This is a genomic window from Rickettsia bellii RML369-C (assembly GCF_000012385.1).
Lineage (GTDB): Bacteria > Pseudomonadota > Alphaproteobacteria > Rickettsiales > Rickettsiaceae > Rickettsia > Rickettsia bellii.
The window spans coordinates 801776-819445 of sequence record NC_007940.1 but is presented as its reverse complement, the minus strand read 5'-3'; the positions used below and the strand labels follow the sequence as shown (position 1 = coordinate 819445).

The following is a 17670-nucleotide window of genomic DNA, read 5'->3' as shown; positions in this document are numbered from 1 at the left end:
CACGGGATGACACAGTAGGAGTTGCATCTCCTTGCAATGACGTACCTTAGCCCGAAACAAAATAAAATTAATTTTAAAGGTTATTTATGCAGCATATTGTTGGAAAGATATTAGTTATATTTGTAGTAATTATAGGAGTTTTATTTATTTTTAAGATTATAAAAACTTCTTCTACAAAACCTGTTTCCATAGAAGTTAAACAAAATGAAGAGCCGAAACAATGTGAAGAAGAAAGAGTTAAGAAGATTATAGAAGAATATCTGCTTAATACTCCTGAAATAATAATACAATCAATAGAAAATCTACAAAAGCGTAAAGTACAAGAAAGTGAAACCAAAGTTAATAGCTATATTAAGGATAACAAATTAGATATCGAGAATAGCCAAAATTTTCCTGTCATAGGTAATAAAGACGGTGATATAACTATAGTTGCTTTTTATGATTATTCTTGTTCCTACTGTAAAAAAGGTGATGTTTCTTTAAATGAGTTATTACAAAATGATCCAGAAGTAAAAATTTTGTTAAGACCATTACCTATCCTTGGTGATGTCTCTGATTATTTAGCAAAAATAGCTTTAGCAGTTTATAAAATTAACCCTAATAAATTTAAAGCTGTTCATAGTGAGTTAATGAAGATAAGAAATGTTTCTAAAGAAACTGTCGAAGAATTATTAGCTAAAAATGACTTAAATATCACGGAAGTTGAAGAGATAGCTGATAGTTCTGATATAAGAGATTTAATCGCTCAAAATATGCAAATAGCTAGAAACCTTAAAATTCAGGGTGTACCTGCATATGTAATTAATGCTAGGTTAATCCCTGGGTCAGTAGATTTCCCTCAATTATTAAGCATAGTCAAAGAAATTAGAGATAGTAAGGATTCCTAATTAAGCCTTGTGGGTCAAAGTCGTCATTGCGAGGAGATGCAAATGTAATTTTCTCGTCATGACGGAAAAGCTGATCCACTTTTATTAATATTATAGTCAATTTTCAAATTAAACTTCGTCTACCAACTTTTCATTTATTAGCAGTATATACTTGACAATATGCTTTTAGATTGTTAATATCCTTTTACATATATTAAAGCTTTATAAAGCTAACAAATAAAATTAATTCTTCAAGCCACAAGAATAAATCTAAAAATCTAGTTTGATTCCTAATTTAAAACAAACGTAATATTTCCTCTACATTTAAGGAATTAAATTTTTCATTCATGTCAACTATAATCTATTATAATAAAAATAATGAGTATAACTAATAAAGAATCCCCAGAACAATTAAATAACCCTGAATTTAATAATCATTATGCAGAAAACGGCAATATAATTAATTTAAAAGAATTAAAACGTAAATTGCCTGAAGAATTGCAAGCTCAAGCAGAAGAGCTAAAAATTGAAAATGTTAGTTCTTTGCGTAAACAAGAATTAGTTTTTGCAATTTTAAAGAAATCTGTAGAGCAGGGTGGTTCAATAGTAGGCGAGGGAGTACTTGAAGTTTTGCCTGACGGGTTTGGCTTTTTGCGTTCTCCGGAAGTAAATTATTTAGCAGGACCTGATGATATTTATATTTCTCCAAGCCAGATTCGTCGCTTTGGGCTTCGTACTGGTGATACTGTGGAAGGACGAATAAGAGCTCCGAAAGAGGGTGAGCGTTATTTTGCTCTACTTAAGGTAAATAAAGTAAATTTTGAAGATCCTTCAAAAGCTTATCACCGTGTCAATTTTGATAATTTAACCCCTTTATATCCTGATGAAAAATTAGGCTTAGAGCTTGAAGATAACAGCAAAGATTTTAGTACACGTGTTATTGAGCTAGTCGCTCCTATGGGTAAAGGTCAGCGTGCTTTAATAGTTGCACCACCCCGTACTGGTAAAACTGTGTTACTACAAAATATCGCACATGCTATTACTACCAATAATCCGGAAGTATTTTTAATTGTGTTGTTAATAGATGAGAGACCTGAAGAGGTAACAGATATGCAACGTTCCGTGCGTGGTGAGGTTGTTAGCTCTACTTTCGATGAGCCAGCAAGTAGACACGTACAGCTTGCGGAAATGGTCATTGAAAAAGCAAAGCGTTTAGTAGAACATAAAAAAGACGTAGTAATTTTAGTTGATGCAATAACACGTCTTGCTCGTGCTTATAATACTGTAGTTCCATCATCTGGTAAGGTATTAACTGGCGGTGTTGATGCTAACGCACTTCAGCGTCCAAAAAGATTTTTTGGTGCTGCAAGAAATATTGAGAATGGCGGTTCACTTACTATAATCGGTACGGCTCTAATTGAAACAGGTTCACGTATGGATGAAGTGATTTTCGAAGAGTTTAAAGGTACAGGTAACTCTGAGATAGTGTTAGATCGTAAGATTGCTGATAAACGTATTTACCCAGCTATTGATATAACTAGATCAGGAACTAGAAAAGAAGATTTATTAGTTGATAAAATAGTACTAAATAAAATGTGGGTTCTTCGCCGCATCATCGACCCAATGGGTAGCAGTGAAGCAATAGAATTCTTGCTTAAAAAGCTAGAACATACTAAAACTAATAATGAGTTTTTTGAGATGATGAAAAGCCCAGCAGAACGTAAGTAAGTTGTGGGGTCATCCCGTGGTGGCATTGCCCGCATGGATCAAAAAATGTCCTAAGTGTCATCCCGTGGCGGCATTAACCGTGTGGATCGGAAAACGCCCTAAGTGTCATCTAGTTGCTTGACCACGGGATCCAGAAAATAATAAAAAATACTAATTTTATCAGTATTTTTTAACTGGATCCCGTGAATAAATCACGGGGTGACACAGCAGGCTTTGCCTCCCCTCGCAATGACAAAAAACTAAAAAATATATTGCAAAATGAATATAACACCTGATTATTTAATTGAAAGAAAACAAATAAAGGCTCGTTTATTAGTCTGGAAGTTAATAGCAATTATTTTAATTGGTGTTTCATTCTTCTTAATTTGTAAAGATTTTGTTCCAACGGAAGTTTTAGCCAATAATAATGATGATTATATAGCTTCGGTATTAATTGACGACATAATACTTGAAGATGAGAAGCGTGATAAAAAGCTTAAGAAAATTGTTGATGATTCTCATATTAAAGCCTTAATAGTTAATGTAAATTCCCCAGGTGGTACAGTAGTAGGATCAGAAAAAATTTATAATATTTTGCTTAAAATATCCGAAAAGAAGCCAGTAGTTATAGTTATGGGAACGATGGCAGCAAGCGGTGGTTATTTAATTTCTCTTGCTGGTGATTACATCATTAGCCATAACGGAACTATTACAGGTTCAATTGGGGTAATATTGCAGACTGCTGAGGTAACTGACCTTGCACAAAAGCTTGGCATTACTTTCCTTAATTTTAAATCAGGTGAGCTTAAAGCTGCACCAAATCCTACTGAAAAACTTACTGAAAATGTAAGGGTAGCGGTTATGGAAAATATAGAAGATACTTACAATTTTTTCATTGAACTTGTTGCTGAAAGACGTAAAATTCCTATAGATGAAGTTAAGAAACTCGCTGATGGCAGAATATATTCAGGACGTCAGGCTGTAAAACTAAAGCTTGTAGATAATATAGGTAATGAGGATACAGCTTTAAAATGGTTGCAAGATGAGAAAAAAATCGATGCTAAATTAACAATTAAAGACTATCAGCTAAAACCAAAACCTAAATTAGTGGAAATGATGCTTGAAGATTTCGATAGTTTAGTCCCTAGTTTTTTCAAAAATAGTTTTAATGGAATTAAGGCAATTTCTAATCAGGGCTACTAAAATTGATTTGATAAATAAAATACATAAGCAGCTGGATTATCTTTCTAAAGAAGATGTTAGTGATTCTGTGAATTTAATCCTTAATTATTTAAGTAATTCTCTTAAAGAACAAAACCGTATCGAAATCAGAAATTTCGGTAACTTTTCTATCCGCACACGAAAATTCCCAGAAAGTGATAAATTTTATAATACAATTTATTACAGAATGCCTAAAAATTTCCTTAAAGACTAAAGTTATTACTTTACAAATTTTAATTTAACGTTAGTTTATGGCTAATTAAAATTAAGATATATACAAATTGTGAAGTGGTCTAAATATAGTTTCTCAGAGAAACTTAAAATAATAAAAAGTAAAATAACGCATAATAATATTATATGCGTAGCTCTTCATACTTACGATCTAGAACTTTTTAAAAAAATACTGATAACAGAAAAGGTTAAAGATATTAATATGATGTTCCTTGCTCGTTACGGATTATGTAAAGGCGATAAATATTATACTTTTTTACAAAAACTATATAATTACTTAGACGAAAATAATGTTACTTTAGATAAACAAAAAAAAGAATCTTTAGACTACGTATTAAAATATATAGAAATGTTTGATCCTTTAAAATTCACTAAAAATGAACAATTACAACCTCGTTATAACGATGAAGACACGTTAGAGTATTATGAGAATGTTTCTAAAAATCTAGATGAAAATAATATAAACCATACTGATCAAATTGGAGAGTCTTCTGAACTGAATTATGCTATGCAGAGTTGGATTGGACAAGTTAAAACTTATTTCTCAAAATACTATCATTACAATAATGCAACTATCCCACATAATTTATAAAATTTAAGGAAATTTAATACTCGCTTGAGTTTGCTTTGAACTATCAACTGTCAAGGGGTAAATCTAAAATAATTATAAATATTTATGTTGAATAAACTCTTATTCTAGTGTCTACTTAAGAAAAAGTTTTATACTTAATTAGCTTCTACCAACCCCATTAGTACTATAATGAGCACAGCAAAAAAAAATAAACTTCAAATAAATATCAATAATAATTACAACGATTTACTTACACCTTTTGGTAAGGCAATTTTGCGAGATCGATACCTTATGAAAGGCGAAGATTTTCAAGATTTATTTGCTCGTGTTTCTAGTTACTATGCTGAAAATAAAGAGCATGCTCAGAAGCTATATGAGTATATGAGCAAAATGTGGTTTATGCCGGCAACACCTATTTTAAGTAATGGTGGTACTGATAGAGGGCTACCTATCTCTTGTTTCTTAAATGAGACAGATGATAGTTTAGATGATATAGTAAATTTATGGACGGAAAATGTTTGGCTTGCCTCACGCGGTGGTGGGATAGGTAGTTATTGGGGTAATGTTAGATCTATTAACGAAGCAATTCACAATAAAGGGCATTCATCGGGTATTATACCTTTTATTAAGGTAATGGATTCTATGACCCTTGCTATTTCTCAAGGGTCTATTAGACGAGGCTCATCGGCTGTATATCTACCTATTGATCATCCTGAAATCGAAGAATTTATTGACATAAGACGCCCAACAGGTGGGGACGTTAACCGAAAATCTCTTAATATTCACCACGGCATTGCTATAACTGATAAATTTATGCAAGCCGTTGAAAATAATACAGACTTCGAGCTTATTAGTCCTGCTACCAAAAAAGTTGTAACTAAAGTTAGAGCAAGAGATTTATGGGTAAAGTTACTTACTACCAGAATAGAAACCGGCGAGCCTTATCTGTTATTTATCGATAGTGTTAATAAGTCAATACCTAAGCATCATAAAAAGTTAGGCTTACATGTTAAGATGTCCAATCTTTGCAGTGAAATTACATTGCCAACCGGTATTGATCATCTAGGTAAATCGAGAACTGCTGTTTGTTGTCTTTCTTCTTTAAATTTAGAATATTATGAAGAATGGAAAGATGATAAAGAATTCATACCAACTATTATGCTATTTCTTGATAACGTTTTAGAAGATTTCATTAATAAAGCACCTGATACTATGGCAAGAGCTAAATACTCAGCTTTTCGTGAGCGAAGCGTTGGACTTGGTGTTATGGGATTCCACTCATTCTTACAAATGAAAAAAGTACCGATAGAATCGGTTATGGCAAAGGTTTGGAATAAGAAAATATTTGAATATGTATCTAAGGAAGTAGAAGAAGCATCTGTTAAAATCGGTAAAGAGAAAGGTGCTTGTCCTGATGCATTAGATGCAGGAAGCAATGAGCGTTTTAGTAATAAAACAGCAATAGCTCCTACTGCTTCAATTTCAGTGATAGCAGGAAATGCATCACCAGGAATAGAGCCGTTTGCCGCTAATAGTTTTGTACAGAAAACCTTAACTGGCTCTTTTAATGTACGTAATAAGCACTTAGAAAGGTTATTAGAGGAAAAAGGATTTAATAATGATCAAGTTTGGTCTTCAATTAGTACTCACGAAGGATCAGTGCAGCATCTAACATTCTTAACTGAAGAAGAAAAGCAAGTCTTTAAAACTGCCTATGAAATTGATCAAAATTGGTTGATAGAGCTAGCAGCAGATCGTACTTCTTATATTACTCAGGCACAATCTTTAAATGTCTTTCTACCCGGTAATGTTAGCAAAAAATATCTAAATGATATTCATTTTAAAGCTTGGAAAAAAGGAGTGAAAAGTTTATATTATTGTAGATCAACATCAATTCAACGAGCTGATAAAGTTTCGCACGATGTATTAAAGGGAGATTTTAAAGATTTAGAAAAACAAAATGATAAACTAGCCGAAGCTAATAAATATGAAGAATGCTTAGCTTGCCAGTAAATCGGAAACGTCATAAGCTATGCGACTGCAAGGAGCGTTGCAATCTCATAAGGGTTTCTGAGATTGCTTCGTCGCTATGCTCCTCGCAATGACGATTTTAGGTTATTTTTTAAGCTATGCAACAAAGCCATAACAACGGAATATGGCAATCAATAAAAAAATTAAAAAAATAAATAAAAAGAAAGCATATGTCATTACTTGATGCAAGTCCGATTTATAAGCCATTTTCATATCCTTGGGCATATGAAGCTTGGCACACTCAACAAAAAATTCATTGGCTACCGGAAGAAGTGCCGCTTGCTGATGATGTTAAAGATTGGAAATATAATTTAACGCCAGGTGAGAAGCATTTATTAACGCAAATATTTCGCTTTTTTACACAAGCTGATATTGAAGTAAATAATTGCTATATGAAGCATTATTCACGAGTATTTAAACCCACTGAAGTAATGATGATGTTATCTGCTTTTTCTAATATGGAAACAGTACATATTGCAGCATACTCACATTTGCTTGATACTGTAGGGATGCCTGAAGTAGAATATTCTGCGTTTCTTAAATATAAGGAAATGAAAGATAAATATGATTATATGCAGCAATTTGGGGTTGCTACTAACGAGGATATAGCAACTACGCTTGCAGTATTTGGAGCTTTTACAGAAGGATTACAGCTATTTGCATCTTTTGCTATTATGCTTAATTTTCCACGTTTTAATAAAATGAAAGGTATGGGGCAGATTATTGCTTGGTCAGTGCGTGATGAAACGCTTCATACTAATTCTATTATTACACTCTTTAAAACTTTCGTTAGAGAAAATCCTGAAGTCTGGACAGAAAATTTACGTAGTCGTATCTATAAAGCTTGTACAACTATTGTACATTTTGAAGATGCGTTTATTGCTCTTGCTTTTGAAGTAGGAGGGATTGAAGGGCTAACGGCTGATGAGGTAAGATTATATATTAGATATATCGCTGACAGACGTTTGTTTCAGCTAGGGCTAAAAGATATTTATATGGTAAAAAATAACCCTCTGCCATGGCTTGATGAAATGCTAAATGGTGTTGAGCATACAAACTTCTTTGAAAATAGAGCAACCGAATATTCAAAAGCAGCAACTACCGGCTCGTGGGAAGAAGTATTCGCTGATATGGATAGGAAGTAGTATATACCTTTAATACTTCAAGATTTGGCAAGCCAAATTTCGGGATTCGTCTTTGCTCACGTAGTTTATCTACGTTCCGCAGACTCACCGTTTATTTGACTTACCAACTTTTGAAGTATTTGCGGTATACTCGTTTTATTTGAAAAATTGGCGACAAAGTCTTTTGCTGATAATCCTCATGTACTATATGTACGCTCCGGTTATCAGCTGGGGGACGCCTTGCTCTTTTCCAAATAAAACTTCGTCTACCTTACTCTTCTATTTATTAGATGTATATTGTCATTTTTGCGGTGGCGTTATTGCATGGCTCGGAAAACATCCAGTATGTCATTCCCGCGTAGGCGGAAATCCATCATGAAGCAAGAGAAATTGAGCTTTTAATCTTAAAATCTTGCTATTTTAAAACTTTTAATTACTGGATTCCCGCCTTTGCGGAAATGACATATATACTCCTAATAAATGAAGAGTTGTGTATACGAAGATCAACTTGGAAAAGAGTAATCGGTCTATAAGGCGAGGAGCGGAGCGTATACTTAATACGTGAGCACCACAGATCTTATAAGACGACGTAGCCAATTTTTCAAGTTCATCGAGTATACATGTTAGACATAAAAAGAAAACAAGACCATATCGAAATTAATCTTACAAAAAATGTTGAATCTGGCTTAAGTAGCGGATTTGAGTCAGTTCAATTTGTGCATAATGCCTTACCGGAAATCAATTATAGTAGTATAGATACAACTACCACTTTCTTAAATAAAATCTTACAAGCACCTATTCTAATTTCTAGCATGACAGGCGGAACACCTAGGGCAAGAGATATTAATTGTAGATTAGCTGCTGCTGCTCAAAAAGCAGGTATCGCTATGGGACTTGGTTCTATGCGTACATTACTTACAGAACCAAGTACTTTAGATACATTTACAGTGCGAAATAATGCTCCTGATATAGTATTACTTGCTAATATTGGTGCGGTGCAACTCAATTATGGCGTAACACCAAAGCAATGCCAATATCTAGTAGATAGCGTTAAAGCCGATGCCTTAATTTTACATCTGAACGTATTACAAGAATTAACTCAGCCGGAAGGTGATAAAAATTGGGAAAATCTTTTACCGAAAATAAAAGAAGTCGTAAATTATCTTTCTGTTCCTGTAATTATCAAGGAAGTAGGGTTTGGCTTATCTAAAAAAACAGCCAAGCAATTTATAGATATAGGAGTTAAGATTCTTGATGTTGCAGGAAGTGGTGGAACATCGTGGAGTCAGGTGGAAGCTTATCGTGCTACAAATTCATTACAAAATCGTATAGCTAGTAGTTTTATCAATTGGGGAATTCCGACGCTAGATTCCCTTAAAATGGTGCGGGAAGCTTCAAAGGATATTTCGGTTATTGCAAGTGGCGGCTTAAAGTCGGGTATTGACGGGGCTAAAGCTATTCGCATGGGAGCGGATATTTTTGGTCTTGCCGGTCCATTTTTAAAAGCAGCTGATGTTTCAGAAAATCTAGTATCTGAAGAGATACAGCTAATAATAGAACAGCTCAAAATTACTATGATGTGTACAGGATCGCGTACTATAAATAATTTAAAGAAAGCTGAATTACGTATGAATCATATACCATTATAAGGTAAATGAGTTTTTATTACTAGATTTTTGCCTACGCAAGAATGATATAGGAGCCATGTAACGGCTCCTATTTTTTTTGTTGTAGATAAATAAATCCGATTTTTCATTTATTCGAGGTAATCTGTTACTTCCCCTGTGGTGACTGTAGAAATAGATTCAATGTCTTTCTCTGGTAATTGAAAATTATTATTAAAATTAGTAATTTCCAAGTCAGGTTTTAGATAAAATTCTTCATTCACTATATTATAATATTTAAGAATTATATTAGTTAGTTGAGAATTATTTTTATAAATAGCATAGTGTACTCTATAGGATTCCAAATCTTTAGCATTGGGATGCTTTAATATGCTTTCAAAAAGACTTAAATAATCTTTATTATAAATTGCTTTATCAATAATTGGATAAATATCAATGAAATTTAGATCTCCTGAGTAATATTTAAGAGCCATCTCAGCTATTTGAGGGTTATCTTTATCAATGATTGAATAAATATACAATTCTAAGTTTGTATTAGGATGTTTAAATATACTCTCAAAAATATTATTATCTTTATAAATCTCTTTATTAAAGCTCAAAGGAATAAGATTTATCTCATCTGAGTAATGTTTGAGAAGTATATCAATTATTTTAGGGGAAGCTTCATATAAAGCACGATCTAGTATATCACCGTCTATGGCACTACTATTATAATTTACTAAAAGATTTAATACTGAAACATTATTATTTTTTATAGCTACTATTAGACTTAATTTAATATCTAAATTTTTAAATTTCAAAAGATTCTCTATACATTCTAATGAAGAATTATTAGATATTTCTAATTCTAATACAGAGCTAACGGTTTCATTTAAGTCATTTTCTGTGAATTTTTTATTTTCATGCGATAACTTATCAACAAATATTTCAGGAAACTTTTTATTATATTTGTTGGATAAAATAGAATAAAGTTTGATAAATTCATTATCTAAAAATAATACTAATACTTCAACAGTATTAGTATTTGCAATTTTACTGCTATCTAAGGCAAAACTATATACCTTATTACCTAATTTATAGCTTATTTTAAAATTTACTGCTGCTAATAAATGAAAATTATTAGATATAAAATCAACTAAGTTTTGGGTTTGAAATCTATTTTCATAAAGTTTTTGAGAAATTCCTTCCGATGTTATCTTATCTTCTTTACTATAAGTGCATAATATCAAATTTCCTGTTACATAATTTAGATAATTATGAGCAGCACCTGAATGACATGAATGTATATGAACAATATTTATTGCATGTTTAGGCGTTGCATTACTTATATTGTAAAGCATATCTATTCCAACTATTCCAATTTGATAATAATTGTCATTTTCTGGTGGTATATAAAATAAAAAATCACTTTTTTTTGTGGAAGAAATTTTGAAAAAAGATTTTATCTTATTTGTGATTGATTTTTGATCTACGGGGGGGGGGGAAATATTCACTTCTATGTACTATTACAAACCATTCATTTTCTGATTGATTTTCAATTTTTCTGATATCCTTTATTATCTCTATATTATCATTATCATAATTCGATTTAACATCTACTGCTTTGTATAATTTTTTTTTCATACCACCTTTCTTATAAATTAATTTTTTAGGAATTTTGTTAGTAATTAGATTTATTTTAATGAATAAGAAATAGATAATCAATTTGATTAAATTATTTAAGATGGCACAGTTGACTTAATGCCAAAATTAATATCTCATCTTTTTTGGTATCTAAGTCTTTTGTTAATTCTTCATAAACTTGTTCGTCTGATAGGGTAGTGAATTTTTTAAAGAGCTTTACTATTTCTAGAGACGGCATAATCTGAAAAGCATCTTTCAATATTTTGATCTTTTTCTTATCATTCAGATTATTATTTGAATTAAAATAAAGTTCTAGCAAAGGGATATTTACAAAATTGGTGTTTATAGCCGACTCTAAATATTCTGCATCATTTGCCAGCAAATAGTAATCAGCAATTTTTAAATTGTCTGAAATAGGTATAGCTTTATGAAGTTTGGCAATTTTATTTGTGATAAAAGTAAATTTAGGCCATAAAGCAAGTTGCCCGTAACAATAAGCTAAAGTAACTAAATTATCTGCATCATATTCATTTAAATTATAAGCTTTAATAGCATAATTCTCAGCTTCTTGATAAAGTCCTTTATCGTAATAAAGTCTGGCTAAATTTTTATTGCTATAAAAAGCAAATTCTTTTGATTTAGAAAGATTTTGCAAATAAGCGATTTTCTTATCTATATCCTCTTCTGTTTCGGCTAAAATTAAGTTATGAAATTCTTTTAAATTTTCACAAGATGAATTCTTGCGGGCAATAGAGCCTGCTTTAGTTTTATCACCAGTAATATATTTTGCAAAGGCTAGAACCAATGAATATCTATCATTATTGATTTTACGATTACTAAAAACATTATGTATCTTAATTGGTAAATCGATAATTAATATCAAAAATCTTATTATGATAAAACCAAGTACTATTAATAGAATTAAGCTAATTAGACTAAAGAAAAAAGTAGTTTCAATATTATAATTATATAAACTAATGAAAACCTTTGAATCAAAGCTTTGCGTTAAGGTAAAGCCAAAATAAAGAAGAAAAAGAGCAGCACATATTAATAATAATCTAAACATCTTTATTTATAAACTCCTGCATAAATTTTTCTGAATAAAGAAAATTAATTAGATATTTTAATTTTTCTAGGATCAAGGATTTATCTTCTTCTTTTATAGTTATATTAGAAGGCTTTTTCTCGATTTTAACAAATTTTTCAAGCCATTTATGATTTAATGGGAAAATTACTTCTACTCTTTGAGATTTAGAAATAAGGTAATTATTATTATATTCTTCTAAATTTGCTAAAATATTCTTTATATCCTGAGGGAGCGGCAGGGATTTTAAAACTGTTAATTCTTTACTATATTCCTGATCTTGCAAGAAATTATATGTTAGTAGATTTGCATTTAGCAGATAATGAATATAATCAGGTGAATATATCTTAGGCTGAAGCTCAGGTTTTTGTTCTGATGCAGCAGTAGGAGCTTCGGGAAATTTTAAGGAATCTATATAATTAAAAAATGTTTTAGTAGATAATAAAGGGGCTTCTTCTTTTGTTTCTTTAATGTTTGATTTATCTTCCTCTGAGGTCTCAAGAGTTTGACTTAAATTTTTATTTTCGCTTTTAAATAATTTTAAAATATCGCTCCTATTGTTATAAAGCGTGAAAGAAGATAAAGTAAATATTACTATCGCTATGAGAAAGATATTTCTGCTTTTAAATAAACTATTGAATTTTTGCATTTTCAAATAATAATTTGATTAAATCGTTAGGATTTTGGTCATCACAATAAACCACATTTTTAAAAAAAGGTCTAACTATATTTGCAACTTTTAAACTTATAGCTATGACTAAACTATTTTGTAAATATTCTAATAAATTATTTTCACTCAATAACTTTAACAGAGTCTTAGCACTATTTTGAGAATAAAGTAAAATAAAATCAACAGAATTTTTAAGTTCTTTTACAACAGATAACGGAAGCTCATTTAAATATTCTACATTATAAATAATATAACGTTTTATTTTATCAGGCAAATCTTTAGTGATTTCATTTGAAGATAGATATATAGCTTGTTCATACAAATCAGCCGGAAAATGCTGCATCAAATCATCGACGTTTTTACCGGCATAGGCTATTTTAAAGCCTTTATTTATTAATATCTCCCTTGATTTATCACCCACCACCCAAATGTTATGTTTGTAATCTAGGGACTTGTCCACAGAATCTAGCTTATTACTAGATGCCGTGATCAAGTCACGGCATGACAAGTTGTTTATAATTGTGGCGGCGTATTTGCTAGTGACTATTATATTTGAATAATTTTTTAAAATATTAGCATTAAAATCTAAAGTTTTATACTTAATTACAGGGCAGTTAATATAATGAAAATATTTACCTATTTCCTGGGTAGTTTCTAAATTAGCCTCCCAGCTTCTAGTTAATAAAATCGACTTCATATAATATTTGTATTCCTATATAAAGAGCTACTGCCCAAATTATAATAGCTGCTATTTTATTAACTATAGCTAAGATTGTGCTACTTTTATTCAGCTTTCTTATATTATAACCAGCAAAACCTAAAGAGAAAAACCACAACCAAGATACAAGCACGCAAGTTAAAGTAAATATAGTTTTTGTAAGTCCTTGATATTTAAAGGCACTTGTACCTATTACTACTATTGTATCCATAATTGCATGTGGATTTAATATCGATACTGATATAGCAAATAGAATCTGTTTTTTAGCTGAAAGTGCGTTCGAGTTATTAGTAAGATCAAGAGGTGGCTGATTCCAAGTATTATATCCCATATATAATAAAAAAATAAATCCTAAGACAAATATAGCAAGTTTTAAGGTGGGGATTTCAAAAATTATTAAAGACAAACCAAAAACGGCAGAGCAGATAAGAATAGTATCGCATATAGAAGCTGATATTATACTAGGTAAAACTTTTTGAAATTTTTGATGTGTAGCTCCTTGATTAAATATAAAAATATTCTGTACTCCTAAAGGTACGATTAAGCCAAGTGCTAAGATTATTGCATGAAAAAATGCATTTAATATTTCGTTCATTTTAACTTAACCAATTTATCCAAGATTTTATAGTAATTATTGTTTGCGGTAAATATATTAGTGCTATTCCCCAAATTGTTATAGCTCCTACCTTATTAAGTATTTTTAAAATTACAGTTCCTTTACTTAGTTTTCTAATATTATAACCAATTATTGATAATAATAAAAACCATATATAAATAGGTATAAGTATGTATATTACTTTAGTATTATAATCTCGATATTTATAAATAACTGTATTTAGCATATCTAAAATAAAAGGATTGAATATTGATAATACTAATATATATACAGGTTCTAAAAATAGTTTTTGAATAGAAACCGATTCAGGGATGTTTGTCGAATTAAAGTATGATTGATGCCAGATATTATAGCCCATATACATGAAAAAAATAAATCCAACTACAAAAATAGGTATTGCTATGAACCATAGCATATAAATAAAAAAGAACTCAGTATTAAAGATAATTATGTATATGATAATGCTATAACTTATACAACCAGCGATCATACTAGGTAAAGCTTTTTTAAAGCTACAATATTTTGCACTTTGATTTAATATAAAAATACTTTGTATAATCGAAGATGAAAGTAAAATTATTACATGTGAAAAAATAGTTAAAATATCATTCATTGTTGTAATTTATTTTTTATTTTTAATAATACTAGTAAAGATGGAATAGTTATAATAGTAGTAAATAAAAAGAAATTTTGCCAGCCAAAATTTACTACTATATAACCTGAAATTATTGGAAAAATTGATCTAGAAATACCCATCATTGATGAAAAGAATGAATATTGCGTAGCACGAAACTTGCCTTGACATAATGATGAGATAAAAGCAATGTAAGCTGTCATCGTCATGCCGCCCGTAATACTTTCTGCTCCTATTGTAATAAATAATAGTGTGGAATTTTTTCCGTGTATTTTAAGAATAATAAATAATATATGAGCTAAAGCATGAATAATACCAAATAGTAGTATGCTATCTAATATATTCTTTTTCTTCATAATAAAACCGCCGAGTAATCCGCCAACGATAGCACCCATAACTCCCCAAAACTTTCCGACACTTGCTATTTCAAAAGCATCATAATTTAAATGAAGTAAAAACGGGTTGATCATGACATTAATAAAATTATCAGGTAATCTATATAATATTAGGAAGATTAATATGAGGATAATAAAAGAGATAGAGCCTATCGGTTTCAGAATATTCTTTATAAAAGCAAAAATGTCATCATTATTATTTGTAGTTTGCTCTATATCGTTATTTTGATCAAATCTACAATATTTTACACCAACTATAAGTAAAATAAGATAAATAAATATTAAAATTGCAAAAATTTTATATATTTCGTTGAACGTTAAATATATAGATAAATATATAGCTCCTGAGTTTGCAAGAAGCATACCGAATCGGTAACCAAATATATATATTCCTGAAGCAAAACCAAGAGATTCCTTATTAACTATTTCTGTCCTAAAAGCACTTAATATAGTATCTTGCATAGAGCTAAAAAATGAAATAATCAATGAGATAGAGGCAAATAATAATAAATTATCAAAAGGATTTAAAAAACTTAAAATATATACAAAAAATACTAGGGCTATGGAAGTCAAGCAAATCCAAGATAATCTATGACCAAAAATTTTGTCTAAATATTTAATCTTTAAACTATCGAAAATTGGGGCAAATAAAAAATTGATAGAGTAGGGCAAAGTTATAAGTGATAATAAGCCTATCGTTTGCAACGCTATATTCTCTTTAGCAAGCCAATAATTTAATGTATTACCGGTAATCATTATATTAAAGCCGCTAATAAGTCCAAATAACCAAATAATAGATAAACTGCGTGACATATTGTTTTAATTGTTATAAATAACGCCTAGAATTATAAATAATAAATGAAAATAGCTAAATAATCTAATATAATTATTGCGAGTTTTCTTATTAATTGATAAATTCTTTTAAACTAATTAGTTATAAATTTAAATGTTTAAAAAAAGGTCTAAAAAAAATATTTTTGCTACCATTAAAATTCCTCTGTTGCTTCTTCTAATTTTAATAATGTTTATAGTTGTTATAGGATTTTTCACGAGTAATCATAAAATGCATTCAGAAAATTATTGTATTAGGGATATCTCTACCTATAGCTATCAAAAGCTTTATAGTATTATGCGTGAAGATCTATTCAACTTTGACTCAGCACTTGAGCAGTTAAAAGATAAGCCGCTAAGCGTTAAAGATAAGGTAAAGTTAGAAAAAATTTGTACTTTTAAAATAGAAGATGGAAAGGTACGTTTAGAAGTCGCAAAAGGTTATGATTGTTTGCTACAGCTATATGCTGGTGAGGATGCTACTTTAGTAGAGAAATATAAAGCAATTAAGAATGGTAGTTATGGTCTTAATACTTTATATACTAAAAATGCTGCGATTAATTTAGCAAAATTAATAATTTCAGGTTATGAAAAAGAAGTAAAAGAACATTTGAATATAAAAAATGATTCTGACTTAATAAAATATTTTAGCGGTTATACAGAAGATGAAATTGCTGTTCTTAATGATCTAATTTCTCTTAATATAGCTGAGCTTACAGCGAGATGTTTGTATAGGCTTAGCATGATTCATCTACTTGGTAGACCATCACTTAATGAGCAGGATATAAAACTTGATTATAAGCTTGCCATAGAGGAAATACAAAGTGTAATTAAGTTAACCGGTATTAAACAAGATAATACACTAGATATAGCGTTGATTATTAATGATAAGTTTGCTCGGCATGCTGCAACAGTTATCGCTTCAAGTTTAATAAACAGTGATATAAATAGTTTTTATAAATTTCATATTGTGATGAATCCAAACGATTCACTTACAGAAGAATCAATGGAAAAATTAGCTTCTATGAAACATATAAGGGACTATTCTATAGATTTTATTCCTTTTCCTGAAAATGTATTAGACTTAAATTTAGCTAATGAAAAAATAGAATTTTCGGATATGTGGCCTCCTTTAGTAATGTATAGGTTATATTTTGATCAAGTCTTTCCAAATTTAGAGTCTATATTATATCTGGATGCGGATATTATTGTGTTGCGTGATTTAAATTCTTTCAAAAAGTTAGATATGTCAAACTATATAGTTGCTGGTAGTATGGATACAGCTCTTACTTATTGTACTTTAAAAGTAGAAGAAGAATGTAATAGGAAAATAAATAATTTTTATAAAAATAGTGGTATAGTATTTTTAAATCTACAAAATATGCGTGAAAAGCAAGCAAAGAATATGGTTTTGGATGCAATGCATAATTCAAAATGTAGTTTTGCTTATCCTGATCAAGATTTATTGAATATTGCTTTTCATAATTACATATATCCATTATCTATGAGATGGAATTTTTATACCTACTTTATAGATAGAGATAATTATTTTTCATATTTCATTATGCATTATGCTGGTAAAAAGAAACCATGGAATAATGAGGAAATAAAATGGACAAAAGACATTTTAGAAAAGTATCAAGAAATTGAAAAATATTATTGGCGATATAGAGAGTTTACTCCTTGGGGCAATAAAGATTTTAATTGACTTTAATGAGTAAGA

General features: G+C 30.1%; 17 protein-coding genes and 1 pseudogene. 9 read left to right on the top strand and 9 right to left on the bottom strand.

Going from position 1 to position 17670, the window contains the following annotated elements; all coding sequences use genetic code 11:
* Positions 1–86 precede the first annotated feature (86 nt).
* The 7 genes from RBE_RS03850 to RBE_RS03820 all read left to right on the top strand — a co-directional run bounded on the left by RBE_RS03850 (position 87) and on the right by RBE_RS03820 (position 7772).
* Complete coding sequence (locus RBE_RS03850) at positions 87–887, top strand: DsbA family protein (protein WP_011477406.1); 801 nt, start codon at positions 87–89, stop codon at positions 885–887.
* A gap of 357 nt (positions 888–1244) precedes the next feature.
* Positions 1245–2594, top strand: a complete 1350-nt coding sequence (gene rho / locus RBE_RS03845; protein WP_011477405.1) for a transcription termination factor Rho — start codon at positions 1245–1247, stop codon at positions 2592–2594.
* Positions 2595–2852: 258 nt separating this feature from the next.
* Positions 2853–3776, top strand: coding sequence for a signal peptide peptidase SppA (gene sppA / locus RBE_RS03840; protein WP_011477404.1), 924 nt, complete (start codon positions 2853–2855; stop codon positions 3774–3776).
* Positions 3742–4008, top strand: a complete 267-nt coding sequence (locus RBE_RS03835) for an HU family DNA-binding protein (RefSeq protein ID WP_011477403.1) — start codon at positions 3742–3744, stop codon at positions 4006–4008. The genes sppA and RBE_RS03835 overlap by 35 nt, the downstream gene beginning before the upstream one ends.
* 69 nt (positions 4009–4077) lie before the next feature.
* A complete protein-coding gene (locus tag RBE_RS03830) occupies positions 4078–4617 on the top strand; it encodes a hypothetical protein (RefSeq protein WP_011477402.1) in 540 nt (179 codons plus the stop codon).
* Positions 4618–4785: 168 nt separating this feature from the next.
* Positions 4786–6609 carry a ribonucleoside-diphosphate reductase subunit alpha gene (locus tag RBE_RS03825; RefSeq protein ID WP_011477401.1) on the top strand — a complete coding sequence of 608 codons (1824 nt, stop codon included), beginning with the start codon at positions 4786–4788 and terminating at the stop codon, positions 6607–6609.
* A gap of 188 nt (positions 6610–6797) precedes the next feature.
* Positions 6798–7772 (top strand): ribonucleotide-diphosphate reductase subunit beta, encoded by a 975-nt coding sequence (locus tag RBE_RS03820; protein ID WP_011477400.1) that lies wholly within the window; start codon positions 6798–6800, stop codon positions 7770–7772.
* Position 7773: 1 nt separating this feature from the next.
* Here RBE_RS03820 and RBE_RS09700 read toward each other — a convergent pair.
* Positions 7774–7901: pseudogene (locus tag RBE_RS09700) on the bottom strand (palindromic element RPE5 domain-containing protein); the annotation flags it as partial.
* A gap of 470 nt (positions 7902–8371) precedes the next feature.
* Here RBE_RS09700 and fni point away from each other — a divergent pair.
* Positions 8372–9400, top strand: coding sequence for a type 2 isopentenyl-diphosphate Delta-isomerase (gene fni, locus RBE_RS03815; RefSeq protein ID WP_011477399.1), 1029 nt, complete (start codon positions 8372–8374; stop codon positions 9398–9400).
* Between the two features lie 107 nt (positions 9401–9507).
* On the opposite strand, the gene RBE_RS03810 is transcribed toward fni, so the two are convergent.
* The 8 genes from RBE_RS03810 to RBE_RS03775 all read right to left on the bottom strand — a co-directional run bounded on the left by RBE_RS03810 (position 9508) and on the right by RBE_RS03775 (position 15929).
* Positions 9508–10716 (bottom strand): hypothetical protein, encoded by a 1209-nt coding sequence (locus tag RBE_RS03810; RefSeq protein WP_228368726.1) that lies wholly within the window; start codon positions 10714–10716, stop codon positions 9508–9510.
* Between the two features lie 106 nt (positions 10717–10822).
* Entirely contained in the window at positions 10823–10999 is a 177-nt protein-coding gene (locus tag RBE_RS03805; protein WP_228368725.1) for a hypothetical protein, read from the bottom strand.
* Between the two features lie 91 nt (positions 11000–11090).
* Positions 11091–12065, bottom strand: coding sequence for a tetratricopeptide repeat protein (locus RBE_RS03800; protein ID WP_011477396.1), 975 nt, complete (start codon positions 12063–12065; stop codon positions 11091–11093).
* On the bottom strand, positions 12058–12732 hold the full coding sequence (locus tag RBE_RS03795) for a hypothetical protein (protein WP_011477395.1): 675 nt from the start codon (positions 12730–12732) through the stop codon (positions 12058–12060). The genes RBE_RS03800 and RBE_RS03795 overlap by 8 nt, the downstream gene beginning before the upstream one ends.
* The gene (locus RBE_RS03790; RefSeq protein ID WP_011477394.1) at positions 12716–13450 is read right to left on the bottom strand and encodes a uroporphyrinogen-III synthase; all 735 of its coding nucleotides are present in this window, start codon (positions 13448–13450) and stop codon (positions 12716–12718) included. Before RBE_RS03790 ends, RBE_RS03795 begins: the two co-directional genes overlap by 17 nt.
* Positions 13428–14066 carry a LysE/ArgO family amino acid transporter gene (locus RBE_RS03785; protein ID WP_011477393.1) on the bottom strand — a complete coding sequence of 213 codons (639 nt, stop codon included), beginning with the start codon at positions 14064–14066 and terminating at the stop codon, positions 13428–13430. The genes RBE_RS03790 and RBE_RS03785 overlap by 23 nt, the downstream gene beginning before the upstream one ends.
* Before the next feature lies 1 nt (position 14067).
* Positions 14068–14700, bottom strand: coding sequence for a hypothetical protein (locus RBE_RS03780; protein WP_011477392.1), 633 nt, complete (start codon positions 14698–14700; stop codon positions 14068–14070).
* Positions 14697–15929: an AmpG family muropeptide MFS transporter gene (locus RBE_RS03775; RefSeq protein WP_011477391.1), complete on the bottom strand. Its 1233-nt coding sequence runs from the start codon at positions 15927–15929 to the stop codon at positions 14697–14699. Before RBE_RS03775 ends, RBE_RS03780 begins: the two co-directional genes overlap by 4 nt.
* 133 nt (positions 15930–16062) lie before the next feature.
* On the opposite strand from RBE_RS03775, the gene RBE_RS03770 reads away from it, so the two are divergent.
* Positions 16063–17655, top strand: coding sequence for a glycosyltransferase family 8 protein (locus tag RBE_RS03770; RefSeq protein ID WP_011477390.1), 1593 nt, complete (start codon positions 16063–16065; stop codon positions 17653–17655).
* Positions 17656–17670: the final 15 nt, after the last annotated feature.

Excerpts from the sequence above, each read along its gene's own strand:
- RBE_RS03850 (WP_011477406.1), top strand. The coding sequence starts at position 87 with ATGCAGCATATTGTTGGAAAGATATTAGTTATATTTGTAGTAATTATA.
- rho (WP_011477405.1), top strand. The coding sequence starts at position 1,245 with ATGAGTATAACTAATAAAGAATCCCCAGAACAATTAAATAACCCTGAA.
- sppA (WP_011477404.1), top strand. The coding sequence starts at position 2,853 with ATGAATATAACACCTGATTATTTAATTGAAAGAAAACAAATAAAGGCT.
- RBE_RS03835 (WP_011477403.1), top strand. The coding sequence starts at position 3,742 with ATGGAATTAAGGCAATTTCTAATCAGGGCTACTAAAATTGATTTGATA.
- RBE_RS03825 (WP_011477401.1), top strand. The coding sequence starts at position 4,786 with ATGAGCACAGCAAAAAAAAATAAACTTCAAATAAATATCAATAATAAT.
- RBE_RS03820 (WP_011477400.1), top strand. The coding sequence starts at position 6,798 with ATGTCATTACTTGATGCAAGTCCGATTTATAAGCCATTTTCATATCCT.
- fni (WP_011477399.1), top strand. The coding sequence starts at position 8,372 with ATGTTAGACATAAAAAGAAAACAAGACCATATCGAAATTAATCTTACA.
- RBE_RS03810 (WP_228368726.1), bottom strand. The coding sequence starts at position 10,716 with ATGCTTTACAATATAAGTAATGCAACGCCTAAACATGCAATAAATATT.
- RBE_RS03805 (WP_228368725.1), bottom strand. The coding sequence starts at position 10,999 with ATGAAAAAAAAATTATACAAAGCAGTAGATGTTAAATCGAATTATGAT.
- RBE_RS03800 (WP_011477396.1), bottom strand. The coding sequence starts at position 12,065 with ATGTTTAGATTATTATTAATATGTGCTGCTCTTTTTCTTCTTTATTTT.
- RBE_RS03795 (WP_011477395.1), bottom strand. The coding sequence starts at position 12,732 with ATGCAAAAATTCAATAGTTTATTTAAAAGCAGAAATATCTTTCTCATA.
- RBE_RS03790 (WP_011477394.1), bottom strand. The coding sequence starts at position 13,450 with ATGAAGTCGATTTTATTAACTAGAAGCTGGGAGGCTAATTTAGAAACT.
- RBE_RS03785 (WP_011477393.1), bottom strand. The coding sequence starts at position 14,066 with ATGAACGAAATATTAAATGCATTTTTTCATGCAATAATCTTAGCACTT.
- RBE_RS03780 (WP_011477392.1), bottom strand. The coding sequence starts at position 14,700 with ATGAATGATATTTTAACTATTTTTTCACATGTAATAATTTTACTTTCA.
- RBE_RS03775 (WP_011477391.1), bottom strand. The coding sequence starts at position 15,929 with ATGTCACGCAGTTTATCTATTATTTGGTTATTTGGACTTATTAGCGGC.
- RBE_RS03770 (WP_011477390.1), top strand. The coding sequence starts at position 16,063 with ATGTTTAAAAAAAGGTCTAAAAAAAATATTTTTGCTACCATTAAAATT.